Origin of the sequence: Pseudomonas cucumis, assembly GCF_030687935.1 — a bacterium.
GTDB classification, from domain to species: Bacteria; Pseudomonadota; Gammaproteobacteria; order Pseudomonadales; family Pseudomonadaceae; genus Aquipseudomonas; species Aquipseudomonas cucumis.
This window is the reverse complement of sequence record NZ_CP117454.1, coordinates 103,640-122,890: the sequence shown is the minus strand read 5'-3', so window position 1 is coordinate 122,890 and position 19,251 is coordinate 103,640. Positions and strand designations below refer to the sequence as shown.

Below are 19,251 nucleotides of genomic sequence, written 5' to 3'. Positions count from 1 at the left end.
CTTTCTATCACATACCCAAATTTTTAAAGAACGATCTAATCAAAGACTAGAAATCAACATTCACCATCACCAGGATGGAATGCTCATTTCTAAGCTTTCAACAAACAGAAGCAGTAGTGGTGGAGCCAAACGGGATCGAACCGTTGACCTCCTGCGTGCAAGGCAGGCGCTCTCCCAGCTGAGCTATGGCCCCGTATTTCTACAGGCGTTTCCCACACAAAATTGGTGGGTCTGGGCAGATTCGAACTGCCGACCTCACCCTTATCAGGGGTGCGCTCTAACCAACTGAGCTACAGACCCAATTTCGGGCTGCTTCTTATCGTCTTCTTCAATGAATCAAGCAATTCGTGTGGGAACTTATGGAGCAGCTGATGTCGTCGATTAAGGAGGTGATCCAGCCGCAGGTTCCCCTACGGCTACCTTGTTACGACTTCACCCCAGTCATGAATCACACCGTGGTAACCGTCCTCCCGAAGGTTAGACTAGCTACTTCTGGTGCAACCCACTCCCATGGTGTGACGGGCGGTGTGTACAAGGCCCGGGAACGTATTCACCGCGACATTCTGATTCGCGATTACTAGCGATTCCGACTTCACGCAGTCGAGTTGCAGACTGCGATCCGGACTACGATCGGTTTTCTGGGATTAGCTCCACCTCGCGGCTTGGCAACCCTCTGTACCGACCATTGTAGCACGTGTGTAGCCCAGGCCGTAAGGGCCATGATGACTTGACGTCATCCCCACCTTCCTCCGGTTTGTCACCGGCAGTCTCCTTAGAGTGCCCACCATTACGTGCTGGTAACTAAGGACAAGGGTTGCGCTCGTTACGGGACTTAACCCAACATCTCACGACACGAGCTGACGACAGCCATGCAGCACCTGTCTCAATGTTCCCGAAGGCACCAATCCATCTCTGGAAAGTTCATTGGATGTCAAGGCCTGGTAAGGTTCTTCGCGTTGCTTCGAATTAAACCACATGCTCCACCGCTTGTGCGGGCCCCCGTCAATTCATTTGAGTTTTAACCTTGCGGCCGTACTCCCCAGGCGGTCAACTTAATGCGTTAGCTGCGCCACTAAGAGCTCAAGGCTCCCAACGGCTAGTTGACATCGTTTACGGCGTGGACTACCAGGGTATCTAATCCTGTTTGCTCCCCACGCTTTCGCACCTCAGTGTCAGTATCAGTCCAGGTGGTCGCCTTCGCCACTGGTGTTCCTTCCTATATCTACGCATTTCACCGCTACACAGGAAATTCCACCACCCTCTACCATACTCTAGCTCGTCAGTTTTGAATGCAGTTCCCAGGTTGAGCCCGGGGATTTCACATCCAACTTAACGAACCACCTACGCGCGCTTTACGCCCAGTAATTCCGATTAACGCTTGCACCCTCTGTATTACCGCGGCTGCTGGCACAGAGTTAGCCGGTGCTTATTCTGTCGGTAACGTCAAAACAATTACGTATTAGGTAACTGCCCTTCCTCCCAACTTAAAGTGCTTTACAATCCGAAGACCTTCTTCACACACGCGGCATGGCTGGATCAGGCTTTCGCCCATTGTCCAATATTCCCCACTGCTGCCTCCCGTAGGAGTCTGGACCGTGTCTCAGTTCCAGTGTGACTGATCATCCTCTCAGACCAGTTACGGATCGTCGCCTTGGTGAGCCATTACCTCACCAACTAGCTAATCCGACCTAGGCTCATCTGATAGCGCAAGGCCCGAAGGTCCCTGCTTCTCCCGTAGGACGTATGCGGTATTAGCGTCCGTTTCCGAGCGTTATCCCCCACTATCAGGCAGATTCCTAGGCATTACTCACCCGTCCGCCGCTCGCCACCAGGTACAAGTACCCGTGCTGCCGCTCGACTTGCATGTGTTAGGCCTGCCGCCAGCGTTCAATCTGAGCCATGATCAAACTCTTCAGTTCAAACATCTTTGGGTTTTTAAGAAACCCTAAACTTGGCTCAGCAATCGTTGGTTACATCTTTGATTTCTCGCGGAGTAACTTGTGATGCTGATAATCTTGTTGACTATCAGTCTGACTCCACAAGCACCCACACGAATTGCTTGATTCAGTTGTTAAAGAGCGGTTGGTTAAGATCTTTCGTCTCAACCGAGGCGCGCATTCTACAGCAGCCTCTGTTACTGTCAAGCGGTTATTTTCAGAAGTTTTCAAAGTTTCGCTTGGAAATCCTTAACAACTTCAACCACTTGCGCTTCCGATCTCTCGTTAGCGGGAGGCGAATTCTACAGCGTTACTCGCTGCTGTCAACACCTCTTTTTCTCCGCTTTCGACCGAGAAGATCGAACCGTCAAAAGAGCCAAACAACACCGCCCTTTCAACTCCTTCTGACTTCGATGAACTGAAGCGTAACCGCTGCCGAAAACCGCATAACTCTTTGTTTACCAAGGAGTTTTCCGTTTCGACTGCGCCGGAAGTGGGGCGAATTATAGACTTCCAGAATCTGCCGTCAACCTCTAATTACGCCTTTCTATCAATAACTTGCCGAAAGCCTGAAAGCTGCACATTTCCTTCTATATAGGAGAGCAAAACCAGCCCTGCTATATAGAAGGAATCCTCAGAGCACTCCAGACGCCTTGAACCCGGCAACGACGCCGGCATCCAGACCCAACACCCGCTGCAGAACCTCCAACGTGTGCTCACCTAACAAAGGAGGCGCACTACGGTACTCCACCGGAGTCTCGGACAGACGTATCGGGCTCGCAACCTGCGGCACCATCCCGGCCAAAGCATGAGGCAACTCAATGGCCAACCCCCGCGCCTGAACCTGAGGATCGGCAAACATCTGAGCCAGATCATTGATCGGTCCACATGGCACGCCTGCCTGCTCCAGCTGCGCCACCCATTCGGCAGTAGTCTTGAACACGGTCGCCTGGCGGATCAGCGGAATCAGTACTCCCCGGTTAGCCACCCGCAATTTGTTGGTCGCAAAACGCGGATCATCCGCCCACTGCGGCTGACCAGCCACCTGCGCAAACTTGCGGAACTGCCCATCGTTACCCACGGTGAGGATGAAATCGCCATCGGCCGTAGGAAAGTCCTGATAAGGCACGATATTCGGGTGAGCATTGCCCAGGCGTTTAGGCGCATTGCCTGTAGTCAGGTAGTTCATCGCCTGATTGGCCAGACAAGCCACCTGAACATCCAGCAATGCCATGTCTATATGCTGACCGCCACCGCCCTGATCCCGATGAGCCAAGGCCGCCAGGATCGCTACCGTTGAATAGAGACCGGTCAAAATATCTGTCAGCGCTACACCGACTTTCACCGGACCCGCCCCCTCATCTCCTTCGGGACGACCAGTCAAACTCATCAGACCGCCCAAGCCCTGGATCATGAAGTCATAGCCCGCACGCTTGGCATACGGACCGGTCTGGCCGAATCCGGTGATAGAGCAATAGATCAGCTTCGGATTAATCGCCTTGAGCGACTCATAGTCCAGCCCATAAGCCGCCAGACCACCGACCTTGAAGTTTTCAATGAGGATGTCCGACTTCGCCGCCAACTCACGCACCAACTGCTGCCCCTCTGGCCGCGTGAAGTCGATGGTCACTGATTGCTTGTTGCGATTAGCGGACAAGTAATAGGCCGCCTCGCTGGTGTTCTCGCCATAGGCATCTTTAAGGAAAGGTGGCCCCCAGGCGCGCGTGTCATCGCCATTGCCCGGGCGCTCGACCTTGATAACTTCGGCGCCAAGGTCCGCCAGGATCTGCCCGGCCCAAGGCCCGGCAAGCACCCGCGATAAATCCAATACCCGTAGATGCGAAAGCGCGCCCATGACCGTTCTCCTATTAATAGAACGCCTGGATGCCAGTCTGCGCGCGACCGAGGATCAGAGCGTGGACGTCATGCGTACCTTCATAGGTATTCACCACTTCCAGATTGACCAGGTGCCGAGCGACACCGAACTCATCGGAGATACCGTTGCCACCCAGCATGTCGCGCGCCATGCGGGCGATGTCCAGGGATTTGCCGCAGGAGTTGCGCTTCATCATCGAAGTAATCTCGACGGCTGCAGTGCCCTCATCCTTCATACGCCCCAGACGCAGGCAGCCTTGCAGCGCCAGAGTGATTTCGGTCTGCATGTCAGCCAGCTTCTTCTGGATCAACTGTGTGGCCGCCAATGGACGACCAAACTGCTTACGATCCAGGGTGTACTGGCGAGCGGTGTGCCAGCAGAACTCGGCAGCGCCCAGCGCCCCCCAAGAAATGCCGTAACGCGCAGAGTTAAGGCAGGTAAAAGGACCTTTCAAACCACGGACATCCGGGAAGATGTTCTCTTCAGGGACAAACACGTTGTCCATGACGATCTCGCCAGTGATGGATGCACGCAGGCCAACCTTGCCGTGAATCGCCGGAGCACTAAGGCCTTTCCAGCCCTTTTCCAGAACAAAACCACGGATGTCGCCCGCGTCGTCCTTGCCCCAAACCACGAACACATCGGCGATCGGGCTATTGGTAATCCACATTTTGCTGCCGGTGAGGCTGTAGCCACCTTCCACTTTGCGTGCACGAGTAATCATCGCGCCCGGGTCGGAACCGTGGTCAGGCTCCGTCAGGCCAAAGCAACCGATCCATTCACCCGAAGCCAGCTTCGGCAAGTACTTCTGCTTCTGTGCTTCGGTACCGAATTCGTTGATCGGCACCATGACCAGCGAGGACTGCACGCTCATCATCGAGCGATAGCCGGAGTCGACACGCTCGACCTCACGGGCAATCAGACCGTAGCTGACGTAGTTCAGGCCGCTGCCACCGTATTGCTCAGGAATGGTCGCACCCAACAGACCCACTTCACCCATCTCGCGGAAGATCGCCGGGTCGGTCTTCTCATGACGGAAAGCTTCGAGAACGCGCGGCGCGAGCTTTTGCTGAGCGAATTGCTGAGCCGTATCGCGAATCATGCGTTCTTCTTCAGTGAGCTGTTGATCCAGCAGCAGAGGATCGATCCAGTTGAAGCTAGCTTTACCACCCATGAGTGAGTCCTCTCGAATCGGGTCAAAAAATAACGTGGAGTGATCCTAGGCCGGGTTTGGCTTCACGACAAACGAGGATTTTGCATACTGTTGTGCTAATTTCTCACTCCGTAACGTCGCGAAATAGCTTATATGCGATGTATTAGTGAGGTTGATGTACATGCGCCGGAAAATCCCCAGTACAACCGCCCTGATCAGTTTTGAAGCTGCAGCGCGCCACGAGAGCTTTACCAAGGCCGCCCAGGAACTTTCCCTCACACAGGGAGCGATTTGCCGACAAATCGCCAGCCTAGAGGAGTTCCTCGGCGTCGAACTATTCCGACGTTCTCGGCGCGGAGTGAAGCTGACGGAGGCCGGGCTTTCCTACAGCCGCCGAGTGGCCACCCAACTCGACGCGGTTGAACGCGACACTTTGTCAGTGATGGGCCAGCAAGGCGCCAACATGATCGAGCTGGCGGTGGTGCCAACCTTCGGCACTCAATGGCTGCTGCCTCGACTCAAGGATTTTCAGCACAAACACCCGGAAGTGACGGTCAACCTCACCAATCGCACGCGCCCCTTCCTGTTTGCCGACACCGACTTCGATGCCGCGATCTATTTCGGCGACGCCGACTGGCCGGGTACTGAATCCCACAGGCTAATGGGCGAAAATCCGATGCCGGTGTGCAGCCCCACGTTACTGGGAAAAAAAACCAATCTGACCCCCAGTGAAATCGCCGAACTGCCCCTGCTGCAACAGACCACACGCCCTTATGCCTGGCGCCAGTGGTTCAACTCTCAAAACATGAATATCCCGCGAGACATGACAGGGCCGCGTTACGAGCTATTCTCCATGCTTGCTCAGGCTGCGATGCACGATATGGGGATCGCGCTGATTCCACCGTTCCTGATTCAGCGCGAATTGGCAGAGAAGCGCCTGGTGATTGCCAACGCCCAGGCACTATCGAGCATTAAGGCCTACTACCTGATGATTCCCGAGCGAAAGGTCGAATCAGCCTCTTTAAGGGCATTTCGCGATTGGCTGGTGAATCAGGCACAAAGCTACAGCCTAGAAGGATAAAGGCTCGAACTTAATAGCTGACCACGTAGTCAGGAAGACAAAAGCACTACAGATATAAGTATTTGTCGCATATTGGAAGACTGTACTGAGGAGTAGCACAAACGTCCTACAAAGGCCTGAATACGTGGCCTTGAGCCTCTATTGGCAGGCAATGACGCCTCATTCACCGTGCCGATGTATAAATTCTTGAATTTTGGACAGAATCCTCACAAGCCACGGCCTGCAAGGGATTGCTCCGACAAGTGCGACATTCGGTCACGGGGTGACTTGTAGTTAATTTTCCGTCACCCGTCATAATCCCTTGAAGGGCACAAAGTTCGCCTGCAAAATGCCGCGCCCCGCCCTGATTTGGCGGGATCGTGCTGATCGGCCGCCCCAGCCGCACCATCCGAAGTGCCTGGGTTTACTCAATAAGATCACGCAGGAGATTTGACGTGCACATTGGTGTTCCTCTCGAAACCCAGACGGGTGAAACACGGGTTGCTGCAACCCCGGAAACCATCAAGAAGCTGATCGGCCAGGGTCATAAAGTCACTGTGCAAAGCGGCGCCGGTATTAACGCCAGCGTCGTCGACAGTGCTTATGAAGCGGCAGGCGCGACCATTGGCAGTGCCAATGATGCATTTGGCGCAGAGCTGATTCTCAAGGTGGTCGCCCCCAGCGACAGTGAACTGACGCTGATAAAAAGCGGCACCGTTGTGGTGGGCATGCTCAATCCGTTCAGCAATGAAACCATTGCCAAGATGGCAGAGTGCGGCATTACCGCGTTTGCACTGGAGGCCGCGCCGCGCACCTCCCGTGCTCAGAGCCTGGATGTGTTGTCCTCCCAGGCGAACATCGCCGGCTATAAAGCCGTGTTGCTGGCTGCTCACTACTACCCACGCTTCATGCCGATGCTGATGACCGCTGCGGGCACCGTGAAAGCGGCGCGTGTGCTGATTCTTGGCGCTGGCGTAGCCGGTTTGCAGGCGATTGCCACGGCGAAACGTCTGGGTGCAGTCATCGAAGCGTCCGACGTGCGTCCTGCCGTGAAGGAACAGATCGAATCCCTGGGTGCGAAATTCGTCGATGTGCCGTACGAAACCGATGAAGAGCGCGAATGCGCCGTCGGTGTCGGTGGTTACGCACGTCCCATGCCGGCCAGCTGGATGCAGCGCCAAGCCTTGGCCGTGCACGAACGCGCCAAGCAGGCTGACATTGTCATCACCACCGCACTGATCCCGGGCCGCAAGGCGCCGACACTGTTGAGCGCCGAAACCGTGGCGCAGATGAAGCCAGGCTCGGTGGTCATCGATCTCGCGGCAGCCCAGGGCGGCAACTGCCCGCTGACCGTGGCCGATCAGGTGGTCGTCGAGAATGGCGTGACCATTTGCGGCCCGACTAACCTGGCCGGCGCAGTTGCGGCAGATGCTTCGGCGCTGTACGCGCGCAACCTGCTGGACTTCCTGAAGCTGGTCTTCAACAAAGAAGGCCAGTTTGAAGTGAACCTCGAAGACGACATCGTCGCCGCGTGCCTGATGTGCCGCGACGGCCAAGTCATCCGCAAAAACGCCTAAGCAGGGATTCAGACGATGGAAGAGCTTATCTCCCCCGGTATCTACAACCTGATCATCTTCGTGCTGGCGATTTATGTCGGTTATCACGTGGTGTGGAACGTTACACCTGCACTGCACACGCCGTTGATGGCCGTGACCAACGCCATTTCGGCGATTGTGATCGTCGGCGCCATGCTGGCGGCAGCTTTGACCGTGACCCCACTGGGCAAGACCATGGGCACCCTGGCGGTGGCTCTGGCGGCAGTGAACGTGTTCGGTGGTTTCCTGGTCACCCGTCGCATGCTTGAGATGTTCAAGAAAAAAGCCCCGAAAGCCGTACAAGAAGAGGCGCCCAAGTAATGAGCATGAATCTGGTAACGACGCTCTACCTGATCGCGTCGATCTGCTTCATCCAGGCCCTCAAAGGCCTGTCGCACCCAACCACGTCGCGGCGCGGCAATGTCTACGGCATGCTCGGCATGGCGTTGGCGATCCTCACTACCGTGGGCCTCATCTATAAGCTGGGCGCTGAGCTTGCTACTGCCGGCATCGGTTATGTCATCGTAGGTCTGCTGGTCGGCGGCACCGCCGGTTCGATCATGGCCAAACGCGTTGAAATGACCAAGATGCCGGAACTGGTCGCCTTCATGCACAGCATGATCGGTATGGCCGCAGTGTTCATCGCTATTGCGGCGGTGGTCGAGCCGCAATCCCTGGGCATCGTCAAGCAACTGGGTGATTCCATCCCTGCCGGCAACCGTCTGGAGCTGTTCCTCGGCGCGGCCATCGGTGCAATCACCTTCTCCGGTTCGGTGATCGCGTTCGGCAAGCTATCGGGCAAGTACAAGTTCCGTCTGTTCCAGGGCGCACCAGTACAGTTCAGCGGTCAGCACAAGCTGAACCTGCTGCTGGGTCTGGCGACGCTGGCACTCGGCATCACGTTCATGCTGACCGGCAATCTCAGCGCTTTCGCGTTGATGCTTGTTCTGGCCTTCGTGATGGGCGTGCTGATCATCATCCCGATCGGCGGTGCAGACATGCCCGTCGTGGTGTCGATGCTCAACAGTTACTCCGGCTGGGCCGCAGCGGGTATCGGCTTCTCGCTGAACAACTCGATGCTGATCATTGCCGGCTCGCTGGTCGGTTCGTCCGGTGCGATCCTCTCGTACATCATGTGCAAGGCGATGAACCGTTCGTTCTTCAACGTGCTGCTTGGCGGTTTCGGCAACACAGCAGATGCCGCTGGCCCGGCAGGCTCGAAAGAAGCCCGCCCGGTGAAATCCGGCTCGGCTGACGACGCAACCTTCCTGCTGACCAACGCCGACACGGTGATCATCGTTCCGGGCTATGGCCTGGCAGTGGCCCGCGCGCAGCACGCATTGAAAGAGCTGACCGAGAAGCTGACCCACCGCGGCGTGACCGTGAAGTATGCGATTCACCCGGTTGCGGGTCGGATGCCTGGCCACATGAACGTATTGCTGGCCGAGGCCGAAGTGCCTTACGACCAGGTGTTCGAGATGGAAGACATCAACTCCGAGTTCGGCCAGGCTGACGTGGTGCTGGTACTGGGCGCCAACGACGTGGTCAACCCGGCGGCCAAGAACGACCCGAAATCGCCGATTGCCGGCATGCCGATTCTCGAGGCGTTCAAAGCCAAGACCATCATCGTCAACAAGCGCTCGATGGCCAGCGGCTATGCCGGTCTGGACAACGAGCTGTTCTACCTGGACAAGACCATGATGGTTTTCGGCGACGCCAAGAAAGTCATTGAAGACATGGTCAAAGCCGTCGAGTAATCCTTCGGCAACCTGAACGCCCCGACTCGTCGGGGCGTTTTTGTTTGTGGCTGTTACCGATCCTGTAACGGTGTTTTGTCCGAAAGGCCCAGAATAGACACCTCGAATGCGACCTTGGTAGCGGGACGCAGGCTCATCAAATTCACTAGACTGCGCACCTTGCTTCCGTTGCCCCGAGAAAATAATTATGTACCGTGACCGTATTCGCTTGCCTTCATTGTTGGACAAGGTGATGAGCGCCGCCGACGCTGCCGCTCTGATTCAGGACGGCATGACCGTCGGCATGAGCGGCTTTACCCGAGCCGGCGAAGCCAAGGCTGTGCCTCATGCACTCGCCGAACGCGCCAAGGTCACGCCGCTGAAAATCACCCTGATGACCGGTGCCAGCCTGGGCAACGATCTCGACAAGCAACTGACTGAAGCCGGCGTACTGTCGCGACGCATGCCGTTCCAGGTGGACAGCACCCTGCGCAAGGCGATCAATGCCGGCGAAGTCATGTTCATCGACCAGCACCTGTCGGAAACCGTGGAACTACTGCGTAACCAACAACTCAAGCTACCGGACATCGCGGTGATCGAAGCCGTGGCAATCACCGAGCACGGCCATATCGTGCCGACCACCTCGGTAGGCAACTCGGCCAGCTTCGCGATTTTCGCCAAACACGTGATCGTCGAGATCAACCTCGCGCACAACCCGAATCTCGAAGGTCTGCACGACATCTATATCCCGACCTACCGGCCGACCCGCACGCCTATTCCGCTGGTGAAGGTCGACGACCGCATTGGCAGCACTGCCATCCCGATACCGCCGGAAAAAATCGTCGCGATCGTGATCACCAACCAGTCCGACTCCCCGTCCACTGTCTTGCCGCCAGACAGCGACACCCAGGCCATCGCCGACCACCTGATCGATTTCTTCAAACAAGAAGTGGCTGCCGGGCGCATGACCAACAAGCTCGGCCCGCTGCAAGCCGGTATCGGCACTATCGCCAATTCGGTGATGTGCGGCTTGATCGACTCGCCGTTCGAAGACCTGACCATGTACTCCGAAGTGCTGCAGGATTCGACTTTCGATCTGATCGACGCTGGCAAGCTGAGCTTTGCTTCGGGCAGTTCGATCACTCTGTCGAGCCGGCGCAATGCCGATGTATTCGGGAATCTGGAGCACTATAAGGACAAGCTGGTGCTGCGCCCCCAGGAAATCTCCAATCATCCTGAGGTGGTACGGCGCCTGGGCATTATTGGCGTCAACACTGCGCTGGAGTTCGACCTGTACGGCAACGTCAATTCCACCCACGTCTGTGGCACGCGGATGATGAACGGTATAGGCGGCTCCGGCGATTTCGCGCGCAATGCGCACCTGGCGATCTTTGTCACCAAGTCGATTGCCAAGGGTGGCGCGATTTCCAGCGTGGTCCCCATGGTCAGCCACGTCGACCACACAGAACATGACGTCGACATTCTCGTGACCGAGATAGGTTTGGCCGACCTGCGTGGCCTGGCACCGCGTGAGCGCGCCCGGGTCATCATCGACAACTGCGTTCACCCGGACTATCGCCCGGCCTTGAATGACTACTTCACTGCCGCTTGCGCAGTCGGCGGGCATACTCCGCACATCCTGCGTGATGCCCTGAGTTGGCACATAAACCTGGAAGAAACCGGGCGCATGCTGGCGATGTAATTGATACAGATTGCAGCTGACGCAAACACAGTTTCGTCAGCTCGCAGTGATAACACTCCGATCTGTAAAAAACTGTACTGCTGTACCGGTCTTTTCCTACGGCATCTGCCTACCTTTTGCGTTGAAATGAGCAAAAACGCACCTAATTAGTGCGCATAGGTACAGTTGCCTCAATTTAGACCAGTACACTGCCTTTTAACAGTTAACTGGTCTCTCACAATACAGGGGAACTGTATCTACAGAGAGTAGCCAAACGAGAGGATCATTGGCATCAGTTAAACCACTACCTAATCCCGCCATAAGCGGAAGGATGTCAACCATGGAACGTACACTCAGTTCCGAACTGTTCTTCGAAGACAAAGCTGTAAACACCCAGGCCTCCATGCCTCTGCGTGTTCTCGCCAACCTGATGCTGTGGCAGCGCCGCATCTCCAGCCGCCATCAACTGGCTCGTCTGGATTCGCGTCTGCTGGCTGACGCAGGGATTAGCGAAGCACAACGCTACGAAGAGCTGAGCAAGCCGTTCTGGCGCTAAGTTAGCTCGCTGGCTCTGATCCTCCGGATCCACCGCCAGCAACCCGAATTGAACAAACAAAACCCGTCGTGGGAAACCACGACGGGTTTTGTCGTTTTGGAGCTTCATATCCCAGTGTACAGAAGAGATAGCCACTGACAGGTACAGTTTATAATTTATGTAAATTCAACCAGTACAATTTTATCGTAGTGTCCCTGTGCCCGCGGGTGTAACAGGGTCAACATTGACAACGAAATGGCAAACCGTTCTGGCGATAATTTTCCCCCTTTCCGGACTGGGGCTGTTCTAACCGATATGCACAGGCCTAATATCCAGATAGAACGTGGCGAACGCTTTACGACAGGCGTCTGATCTGCGCCACCTCTCAATCGGTCTATTCAAAGGAGCTACACCATGTCTCGTCTTCGTCTGCTCAGCGCTGCCGCCCTGCTTGCCATGGCTGCCAATGCCCACGCCACCAGCTTTATCGTGACCACCGATTCCATCGTTGGTGGCCTGAAGGCGTCTTCCGACGCAACGTCGGATGTCTCGTCGTCCTTTCGTGACGACAAAATCGTCCGTGCTGCTCGTGACGATGCCGCCAGCTTCGTCGCCAGTGAAGGCGCCATTCGTGGTGTGAAACTGGAAAGCGCTCTCGACCATATCCGCCAACAGACGCCACAACTGAATGCGACCGACGCACAGCTGGCCCAGGCCATCCTGACGATCTAAGCGACGGCTCTGAAGTGGGACACGCGCGTCGTGTCCCAATGTTTCGGCGCTGGCTCTAGCCCGGGCATTGCGCTAGCCTTGGGACTCGCTTTCAGCTATCGAGTCTCATGCGTTTTCTTTCAAGTCTTTCGATCACTGCGGTTTTTTTTGCGGCTTTCTGGTCGGGCCCGGCCCATGCCTTCGATGCTTTCAACCTGTCAACGCAAGGCACCGTGGCCAGTGGTTATGCCAGCAGCATGGTGACCTCCGCCCCCTTCGACCATAAACTGCTGATCGCCGCCCGGGATGACGCTGCCGCGTTCATTGCCAGTGACGGTCAACTGCGAGGATCACAACTGGAGGCCGCCTTGATTTACCTGCGCCGGACCCAGCCAAAACTTCATGCCAGCGACCTTGAACTGGCACAGGCAATTCTCGTCCAATAGATATCCCTTGTTCCTCCGGAGTCGTTCCATGCGTAGCCCGCTGATTGCTGCCACCCTTGGCCTGCTGTTGTTGGCCGACGTGGCCCAGGCGCAAACCCTGGTAGCCACCAGTAACATCATCATTCGTGCCTCCCAGCGCTCGCTTGATTTCACATCCGATACCACCACGTCCATCCGTGACTCGAAGATTGTCCGTGAAGCCCACGACGATGCGGCCAGTTTCGTCGCCAGCGACGGTGAAATCCGTGGCGCACACCTGGAGGCGGCCTTCGACACCTTGCGCACCCGCATACCGGAAGCCCGGGACGCCAGTGATCAGGTTCTCGCCGAAGCCATCCTCGCACTGTGAAGTCATTAGGCGCCTGGCTGCTGGCCGGGGTTGTGTTGCTGCTTGGCAATACGGCTCAGGCCGGCCTGCAACTACGGCTCAAAACCGACGGTCTGAGCCCCGCGCAACAGCAGGCCAGTCAGGCGCTGCTCGATGAAGCCATGCAAGCTTTACCGCCGCGTTTCATTGAGCAATTGGACCGGCGCATTGACGTCGGCTGGACCGACGACATGCCGAGCGATGCTTACGGCCAGGCGTCGCTGGTGTCCGAACTCGACCTGAATCGCAATTTGCTCGCCAGCCTCACCAACGGCAGCGCCGCGACCCAAAAAACCTATCGCCCCCACGGCACCGTGCGCCGGGAAATGCTCGCCACGGTGTTGCACGAACTCACCCATATTTATGACCGTGCGCGTCTGTGGCCAGACGCCGAGCGCACGCTGATCCAGCGCTGCAAGCAACGCAACAGCAGCTCCGGCCTGATCGGCATCCCCGATCAATGCCGCGGGCAGACGGAACGACGCTGGACCCTCAGCGATGACCCTCGTCTACTGGATTTGGCCGGCTGGCCGCAATACGTCGGTCGGCGCGGCGAACGCGAACAACACAACCGGCAGATTGCCCGCAGCCCGGACATCTACGAGACGAGCAGCCCGAAGGAGTTCGTCGCGGTCAACATGGAGTACTTCCTCCTCGATCGAAGCTATGCCTGCCGTCGCCCTGCGCTGTATCGCTACTACAAAGAACATTTCGGTTGGGCGCCCGCCGCCAAAGACACATGCGCCCAATCATTCGCCTTCCTCAATGCGGGTAACGACTTCGCCAAGCAGCCCCTGGGCCAGGTCGATCCGGAGCGGGTTTATGCTGTTGACTATCTACTGGCAGAAGCCAACCAGAACTGGGTCAGCCGCTGGGGCCACAGCATGCTGCGACTGGTGATCTGTGCACCGGGTCGGCCGCGCGGGCCGGATTGCCGACTGGATCTGGATCAACATCTGGTGTTGTCCTACCGCGCCTTCGTCGGTGACCTACAGCTGTCGAGCTGGGATGGGCTGGTGGGTAAATACCCATCACGCCTGTTTGTCTTGCCGCTGGCCCAAGTCATCGACGAGTACACCAAGACCGAACTGCGCAGTCTGGCCTCGGTGCCGCTGAACCTGTCGCAGAGCGAGGTCGAAGACGTGGTGGAACACGCCGCGGAGATGCACTGGAGCTACGACGGCAACTATTATTTCCTGTCCAACAACTGCGCGGTAGAAGGCCTGAAATTACTGCGCAGCAGCACCAACCATGCGCAACTGGTCGGCCTCGACAGCATCATGCCCAACGGTTTGCTGGAAGTGCTCAAGGGCCGCGGGCTGGCAGATACCAGCGTATTGGATGATCCCCGCGAAGCACTGCGTCTGGGCTATCGCTTCGACTCCTTCCGCGAGCGTTATCAAGCGATGTTCGAAGTGCTGAAAAAGCATTTGCCGATCAAGCAGGACAAGGTCGAGGACTGGCTGGCCTTGAAAGCTGATGAGCGCCGCAAATGGATTGACCAGGCTGATTTGCGCACCAGCGCGGCGTTATTGCTGCTGGAGCAGGCCAGTTTCCGTCAGCAGATGGTGCTGGCCCAGGACGAAGTGAAGCAACGTTATCTGGGCGCTCGGGAATTGAAGAATGGCGGCATGGATAAAGCCAATGCGACCTTACAGGAGATTCTCGCCAACAGCGGCTTCCTCAGCCGTCCGGCCGAACTGCTCGGGACCGGTGGTTATGGTTTGCCGCAACCAAACGAGTGGACGCGCCTGGAGTCGGAAAGCAGCCTGCGCCAGAAGCAGCTGCAAGCGCTGACCGGGGATCTCGACAAGGAAGTGAGGGCGTTGCTCAAGCCGAGTCGTGCCGCCGAGATGGCCGCCAACGAAGCCAACCTGAAGCAAGTTGGCGAACATTTGCGCAAGCTACACAAGGCTGCAGGTGGGTTGGAATTGCCCTGAAAGCAAAAGGGCTTCAGAACGTAGTCCTGAAGCCCTCGGTCTTGCTGTTTAGTCTGTGCCGCGCGGCCCTAATTCCTCTGCATCAGGAACTTTACCTTCAGCTGACCCGCGCTTTACGCACGCCGTCGGACAAGGCCGCGCACAGGCTGAGTACGCCCTCCACAGCCTGATCCGGCGTCGAGGCATTGGCGATGTGATCGATCAGTGCCGACCCCACCACCACACCGTCGGCCAGACGCGCGATGGACGCCGCTTGCTCCGGTGTGCGGATACCAAAACCGATGCTGATCGGCAGATCGGTATGGCGACGCAGACGGGTGACGGCTTCTTCGACATGTTCCAGAGTCGCCGCGCCCGCACCGGTCACACCCGCCACCGACACGTAGTAAACAAAGCCGGAACTGCCGTTCAATACAGTCGGCAAGCGCACGTCATCAGTCGTCGGAGTGGTCAGACGAATGAAGTCCAGGCCCGCCGCCTGTGCCGGGTCACACAGCTCGCCATTATGCTCGGGCGGCATGTCGACCACGATCAGGCCATCGACACCGGCCTCTTTGGCTTCAGCGATGAAACGCGGCACGCCGTACATGTGAATCGGGTTGAAGTAACCCATCAGCACCAACGGCGTTTCGCTATTGCCTTCGCGGAACTCGCGAACCATTTGCAGGGTTTTCGCCAGGTTCTGTTTGGCGCCCAAGGCACGAATGTTCGCCAGTTGAATCGCCGGGCCATCGGCCATCGGATCGGTGAAAGGCATGCCCAGCTCGATCACGTCGGCGCCCGCTCCTGGCAAGCCTTTGAGGATTGCCAGAGACGTGTCGTAGCTCGGGTCGCCAGCGGTCACGAAGGTTACCAGGGCGGCGCGGTTCTGTTCCTTGAGTTCGGCAAAACGCGTTTGCAGGCGGCTCATCAGTGTTTCTCCTGCTTGGATTGCTCTTGTTGAGAGTGTTCCATGTGGTGCATGACGGTCTGCATGTCTTTATCGCCACGGCCGGACAGGTTGACCACCATCAAGTGATCTTTCGACAGCGCTGGTGCGCGTTTGAACACTTCAGCCAGGGCATGGGCGCTTTCCAGTGCAGGAATAATCCCTTCCAGACGGCAGCATTTGTGGAACGCGTCGAGGGCTTCGTCGTCAGTCACCGAGGTGTACTGGACGCGGCCGATGTCATGCAACCAAGCGTGTTCCGGGCCGATGCCCGGATAGTCGAGGCCGGCGGAAATCGAGTGAGCGTCGATGATCTGGCCGTCATCGTCCTGCAACAGGAAAGTACGGTTGCCGTGCAGCACGCCCGGTACACCGCCGTTCAGGCTGGCCGCATGCTTGCCGGTTTCGATGCCGTAACCGGCAGCTTCGACGCCGATGATCTCGACGCTCTTGTCATCGAGGAACGGGTGGAACAGGCCCATGGCATTGGAACCACCACCGATGCACGCCACCAGACTGTCCGGCAGACGGCCTTCCTGAGCTTGCAACTGCTCGCGGGTTTCCTTGCCGATGACCGCCTGAAAGTCGCGAACCATGGCAGGGTAAGGGTGTGGGCCAGCCACAGTGCCAATCAGGTAGAAGGTGCTGTCGACGTTGGTCACCCAGTCACGCAGGGCTTCGTTCATTGCGTCTTTGAGGGTGCCAGTGCCAGCGACCACCGGGATCACTTCGGCACCCAGCAGCTTCATGCGGAACACATTGGCTTGCTGACGTTCGATGTCAGTGGTGCCCATGTAGATCACGCAATCGAGGCCGAAACGCGCGGCCACGGTGGCGGTCGCCACGCCGTGCATGCCAGCGCCGGTCTCAGCGATGATGCGCTTCTTGCCCATACGCCGCGCCAGCAGGATCTGGCCGATGCAGTTGTTGATCTTGTGCGCGCCAGTGTGGTTCAGCTCTTCGCGTTTGAGATAAATCTTCGCGCCGCCACAGAACTCTGTCAGACGCTCGGCGAAATACAGTGGGCTTGGACGTCCGACGTAATCACGCTGGAAGTAGGCCAATTCTTCTTTGAACGCCGGATCTTCCTTGGCCGCTTCGTATTCGCGGGCCAGATCGAGGATCAACGGCATCAGGGTTTCGGCGACGTAGCGGCCGCCGAACGCGCCAAACAGGCCGTTGGCGTCGGGGCCGTTGCGCAGATTAGTCTGGGTCATGAGTCGCTCCAGTGGTATTCGAGAGGTGACGATGGGGTTCACTCTACCCCTGACATCCCGCACTGAAAACCGATAAGATCGCCGCAACCTGTCAGGAAAACTCACAGATTCCATGAGCCACGACCTTCCTCCGCTGAACGCCCTTCGCGCCTTCGAAGCCACTGCCCGCCTGAACAGCGTCAGTCAGGCCGCCGAACAACTACATGTCACTCATGGCGCGGTCAGCCGACAACTCAAGGTGCTGGAAGAACACCTCGGCGTGAGTCTGTTCATCAAGGATGGACGTGGCCTTAAACTCACAGATGCCGGTGTCCGTTTGCGCGATGTCAGCGGTGAAGCCTTCGAGCGACTGCGCAGCGTTTGCGCCGAATTGACCCAAAGCACCGCCGATGCGCCGTTCGTGCTCGGCTGTTCGGGCAGCCTGCTGGCGCGTTGGTTCATTCCGCGTTTGGGGCGACTCAATGCGGACTTGCCGGATCTGCGCTTGCACCTGTCGGCTGGCGAAGGCGATCTCGACCCTCGGCGGCCCGGCCTGGATGCCTTGCTGGTGTTTGCCGAGCCGCCATGGCCGGCGGACATGCAAGTTTATGAACTGGCCAGCGAACGCATCGGGCCAGTCATGAGCCCACGATTCCTCGGCTACGAAAGGCTGCAGAACGCACCGGCAAACGCACTGTTGACCGAACCCTTGCTGCACACCACCTCACGTCCGCAAGCCTGGCCGAGTTGGGCACAGCAAAGCGGCCTCGACGCCAAGGCGTTGAAGTACGGTCAGAGTTTCGAGCATTTGTATTATTTGCTGGAGGCAGCAGTGGCCGGGCTGGGTGTGGCCATCGCGCCCGAGCCGCTGGTGGCCGAGGACTTGAAAGCCGGTCGCCTGGTTGCGCCATGGGGCTTTTGTGAAACCCCGGCGCAACTGGCGTTGTGGCTACCCAAGCGCGCCGCGGACGGGCGCGCTCGGCAGTTGGCGCAGTGGCTTAAAAACGAACTGCACCAGACCTCTTAATTACCGCGCTTGCACAGCAGATAGGCCGCGAGCAGGCCCAACGCACCAACGGCGACGCCGGCGGTAGTCCAAGGGTGTTCCTGGGCGTAGTCACGTGTCGCGATCCCGGTTTCACGGGTTTTGACCTTGACCTCTTCATAGGCATCGGAGAGCAGGTGGCGCGAATGTTTCAGCGCGTTCTCGGCATTGATTTTCAGCGTTTTAAGGGTTTTACGCGACTCGTCCGAGGCGTCGTCCTTCAGGCTTTCCAACGATTTCAGCAGACTCTCGATCTCGGCTTCCATGCTTTGCAATGAGGCTTTGCGTAACGAGGTGTTGGCCATGGTGGCTCTCCTGCATTGTTGATGAGTGGCGTGTGTTGGTTGGGACTTCAAGAGTTCGAGAAAGTGCAGTAAATCTGAACTTGCCCCCCATTAGTCGACAGAAGAAATAAGAAAAATCACTGCTAGGCTGTATTTCACATCCTTAGGAGAACGCCATGACTGATCATCACACCTACAAGAAAGTCGAGCTGGTTGGCTCATCCACTACCAGCATTGAAGACGCCATCAACAATGCCCTGGCCGAAGCCAACAAAAGCCTCAAGTACATGGAGTGGTTTGAAGTGACCGAAACCCGTGGGCACATCAAGGACGGCAAAGCGGCACACTTTCAGGTGACGCTCAAAGTCGGATTCCGGATTGCCAGTAGCTGAGCTTAAGCTAGTCTTCTGAACTTGCGCGCCGGCCGACTGCCATAGGGAATGGCGAAGCGCTAAGTGGTGAGTGCGCCCGGCTAATGGCAGGATGCCCTCACCTATTGATCCGACCAGGGAGTGCAACCCATGAAGAAGTTTATTTTGGCGATAGGTTTGTTGAGCCTTGCGGGAACAGCCTTTGCCCAGGGCAAGTCGTGCGACGAGCTGAAAGCCGAAATCGCAGCGAAACTGGATGCCAAGGGTGTTTCCAATTACTCGCTGGAGATCGTCGACAAAGGCGCTGCTGCTGACGGAAAAGTCGTTGGCACCTGTGAAAAAGGCTCCAGGCAAATCGTCTACAAGCAGGGCTGACCGCCCTCGCAAATG

The 19,251-nt window shown here is 57.3% G+C and carries 18 protein-coding genes, 2 tRNA genes and 1 rRNA gene; 13 read left to right on the top strand and 8 right to left on the bottom strand.

Annotated elements, in window-relative coordinates; genetic code table 11:
• Window positions 1-117 precede the first annotated feature (117 nt).
• The 5 genes from PSH97_RS00590 to PSH97_RS00570 form a co-directional block, all read right to left on the bottom strand.
• Window positions 118-193, bottom strand: a tRNA-Ala gene (locus PSH97_RS00590).
• A 30-nt stretch (window positions 194-223) separates the two neighbouring features.
• Window positions 224-300 (bottom strand) — tRNA-Ile (locus PSH97_RS00585).
• 82 nt (window positions 301-382) lie between these two features.
• Window positions 383-1,919 (bottom strand): 16S ribosomal RNA (locus PSH97_RS00580).
• 652 nt (window positions 1,920-2,571) lie between these two features.
• Window positions 2,572-3,792, bottom strand: a complete 1,221-nt coding sequence (locus PSH97_RS00575) for a CaiB/BaiF CoA transferase family protein (RefSeq protein WP_305447685.1) — start codon at window positions 3,790-3,792, stop codon at window positions 2,572-2,574.
• A 13-nt stretch (window positions 3,793-3,805) separates the two neighbouring features.
• Window positions 3,806-4,987, bottom strand: a complete 1,182-nt coding sequence (locus PSH97_RS00570) for an acyl-CoA dehydrogenase (RefSeq protein WP_030129615.1) — start codon at window positions 4,985-4,987, stop codon at window positions 3,806-3,808.
• Window positions 4,988-5,147: 160 nt separating this feature from the next.
• Here PSH97_RS00570 and PSH97_RS00565 point away from each other — a divergent pair, with 160 nt between their 5' ends.
• The 10 genes from PSH97_RS00565 to PSH97_RS00520 all read left to right on the top strand — a co-directional run bounded on the left by PSH97_RS00565 (window position 5,148) and on the right by PSH97_RS00520 (window position 15,037).
• Complete coding sequence (locus PSH97_RS00565; protein WP_305447684.1) at window positions 5,148-6,047, top strand: LysR family transcriptional regulator; 900 nt, start codon at window positions 5,148-5,150, stop codon at window positions 6,045-6,047.
• 434 nt (window positions 6,048-6,481) lie between these two features.
• A complete protein-coding gene (locus tag PSH97_RS00560; RefSeq protein ID WP_007902742.1) occupies window positions 6,482-7,603 on the top strand; it encodes a Re/Si-specific NAD(P)(+) transhydrogenase subunit alpha in 1,122 nt (373 codons plus the stop codon).
• A 15-nt stretch (window positions 7,604-7,618) separates the two neighbouring features.
• The gene (locus PSH97_RS00555; RefSeq protein WP_007940759.1) at window positions 7,619-7,942 is read left to right on the top strand and encodes an NAD(P) transhydrogenase subunit alpha; all 324 of its coding nucleotides are present in this window, start codon (window positions 7,619-7,621) and stop codon (window positions 7,940-7,942) included.
• Window positions 7,942-9,378 carry an NAD(P)(+) transhydrogenase (Re/Si-specific) subunit beta gene (locus tag PSH97_RS00550; protein ID WP_305447683.1) on the top strand — a complete coding sequence of 479 codons (1,437 nt, stop codon included), beginning with the start codon at window positions 7,942-7,944 and terminating at the stop codon, window positions 9,376-9,378. The genes PSH97_RS00555 and PSH97_RS00550 overlap by 1 nt, the downstream gene beginning before the upstream one ends.
• Before the next feature lie 187 nt (window positions 9,379-9,565).
• The gene (locus PSH97_RS00545; protein WP_305447682.1) at window positions 9,566-11,059 is read left to right on the top strand and encodes an acetyl-CoA hydrolase/transferase family protein; all 1,494 of its coding nucleotides are present in this window, start codon (window positions 9,566-9,568) and stop codon (window positions 11,057-11,059) included.
• A gap of 319 nt (window positions 11,060-11,378) precedes the next feature.
• Window positions 11,379-11,594, top strand: coding sequence for a DUF1127 domain-containing protein (locus PSH97_RS00540; protein ID WP_253554367.1), 216 nt, complete (start codon window positions 11,379-11,381; stop codon window positions 11,592-11,594).
• Window positions 11,595-11,987: 393 nt separating this feature from the next.
• Window positions 11,988-12,305, top strand: a complete 318-nt coding sequence (locus PSH97_RS00535; protein ID WP_305447681.1) for a DUF2388 domain-containing protein — start codon at window positions 11,988-11,990, stop codon at window positions 12,303-12,305.
• A gap of 107 nt (window positions 12,306-12,412) precedes the next feature.
• On the top strand, window positions 12,413-12,730 hold the full coding sequence (locus PSH97_RS00530) for a DUF2388 domain-containing protein (RefSeq protein WP_305447680.1): 318 nt from the start codon (window positions 12,413-12,415) through the stop codon (window positions 12,728-12,730).
• Between the two features lie 28 nt (window positions 12,731-12,758).
• Window positions 12,759-13,079 (top strand): DUF2388 domain-containing protein, encoded by a 321-nt coding sequence (locus PSH97_RS00525; protein ID WP_305447679.1) that lies wholly within the window; start codon window positions 12,759-12,761, stop codon window positions 13,077-13,079.
• The gene (locus PSH97_RS00520; protein WP_305447678.1) at window positions 13,076-15,037 is read left to right on the top strand and encodes a DUF7844 domain-containing protein; all 1,962 of its coding nucleotides are present in this window, start codon (window positions 13,076-13,078) and stop codon (window positions 15,035-15,037) included. The genes PSH97_RS00525 and PSH97_RS00520 overlap by 4 nt, the downstream gene beginning before the upstream one ends.
• 97 nt (window positions 15,038-15,134) lie before the next feature.
• Here PSH97_RS00520 and trpA read toward each other — a convergent pair whose 3' ends face one another.
• Entirely contained in the window at window positions 15,135-15,947 is an 813-nt protein-coding gene (gene trpA, locus PSH97_RS00515; RefSeq protein WP_305447677.1) for a tryptophan synthase subunit alpha, read from the bottom strand.
• Window positions 15,947-17,182, bottom strand: coding sequence for a tryptophan synthase subunit beta (trpB, locus tag PSH97_RS00510; RefSeq protein ID WP_305447676.1), 1,236 nt, complete (start codon window positions 17,180-17,182; stop codon window positions 15,947-15,949). Before trpB ends, trpA begins: the two co-directional genes overlap by 1 nt.
• Before the next feature lie 112 nt (window positions 17,183-17,294).
• Here trpB and PSH97_RS00505 point away from each other — a divergent pair, with 112 nt between their 5' ends.
• Window positions 17,295-18,188, top strand: coding sequence for a LysR family transcriptional regulator (locus tag PSH97_RS00505; protein ID WP_305447675.1), 894 nt, complete (start codon window positions 17,295-17,297; stop codon window positions 18,186-18,188).
• Here PSH97_RS00505 and PSH97_RS00500 read toward each other — a convergent pair.
• Window positions 18,185-18,511, bottom strand: a complete 327-nt coding sequence (locus PSH97_RS00500) for a DUF883 family protein (protein ID WP_007902771.1) — start codon at window positions 18,509-18,511, stop codon at window positions 18,185-18,187. The genes PSH97_RS00505 and PSH97_RS00500 overlap by 4 nt on opposite strands.
• Before the next feature lie 155 nt (window positions 18,512-18,666).
• Between PSH97_RS00500 and PSH97_RS00495 the strand changes: the two genes are divergently transcribed.
• Together PSH97_RS00495 and PSH97_RS00490 are read left to right on the top strand one after the other, a co-directional pair.
• On the top strand, window positions 18,667-18,882 hold the full coding sequence (locus PSH97_RS00495; protein WP_007902773.1) for a dodecin: 216 nt from the start codon (window positions 18,667-18,669) through the stop codon (window positions 18,880-18,882).
• A gap of 129 nt (window positions 18,883-19,011) precedes the next feature.
• Complete coding sequence (locus PSH97_RS00490) at window positions 19,012-19,236, top strand: DUF1161 domain-containing protein (RefSeq protein ID WP_052963591.1); 225 nt, start codon at window positions 19,012-19,014, stop codon at window positions 19,234-19,236.
• The last annotated feature ends 15 nt before the right edge of the window (window positions 19,237-19,251 follow it).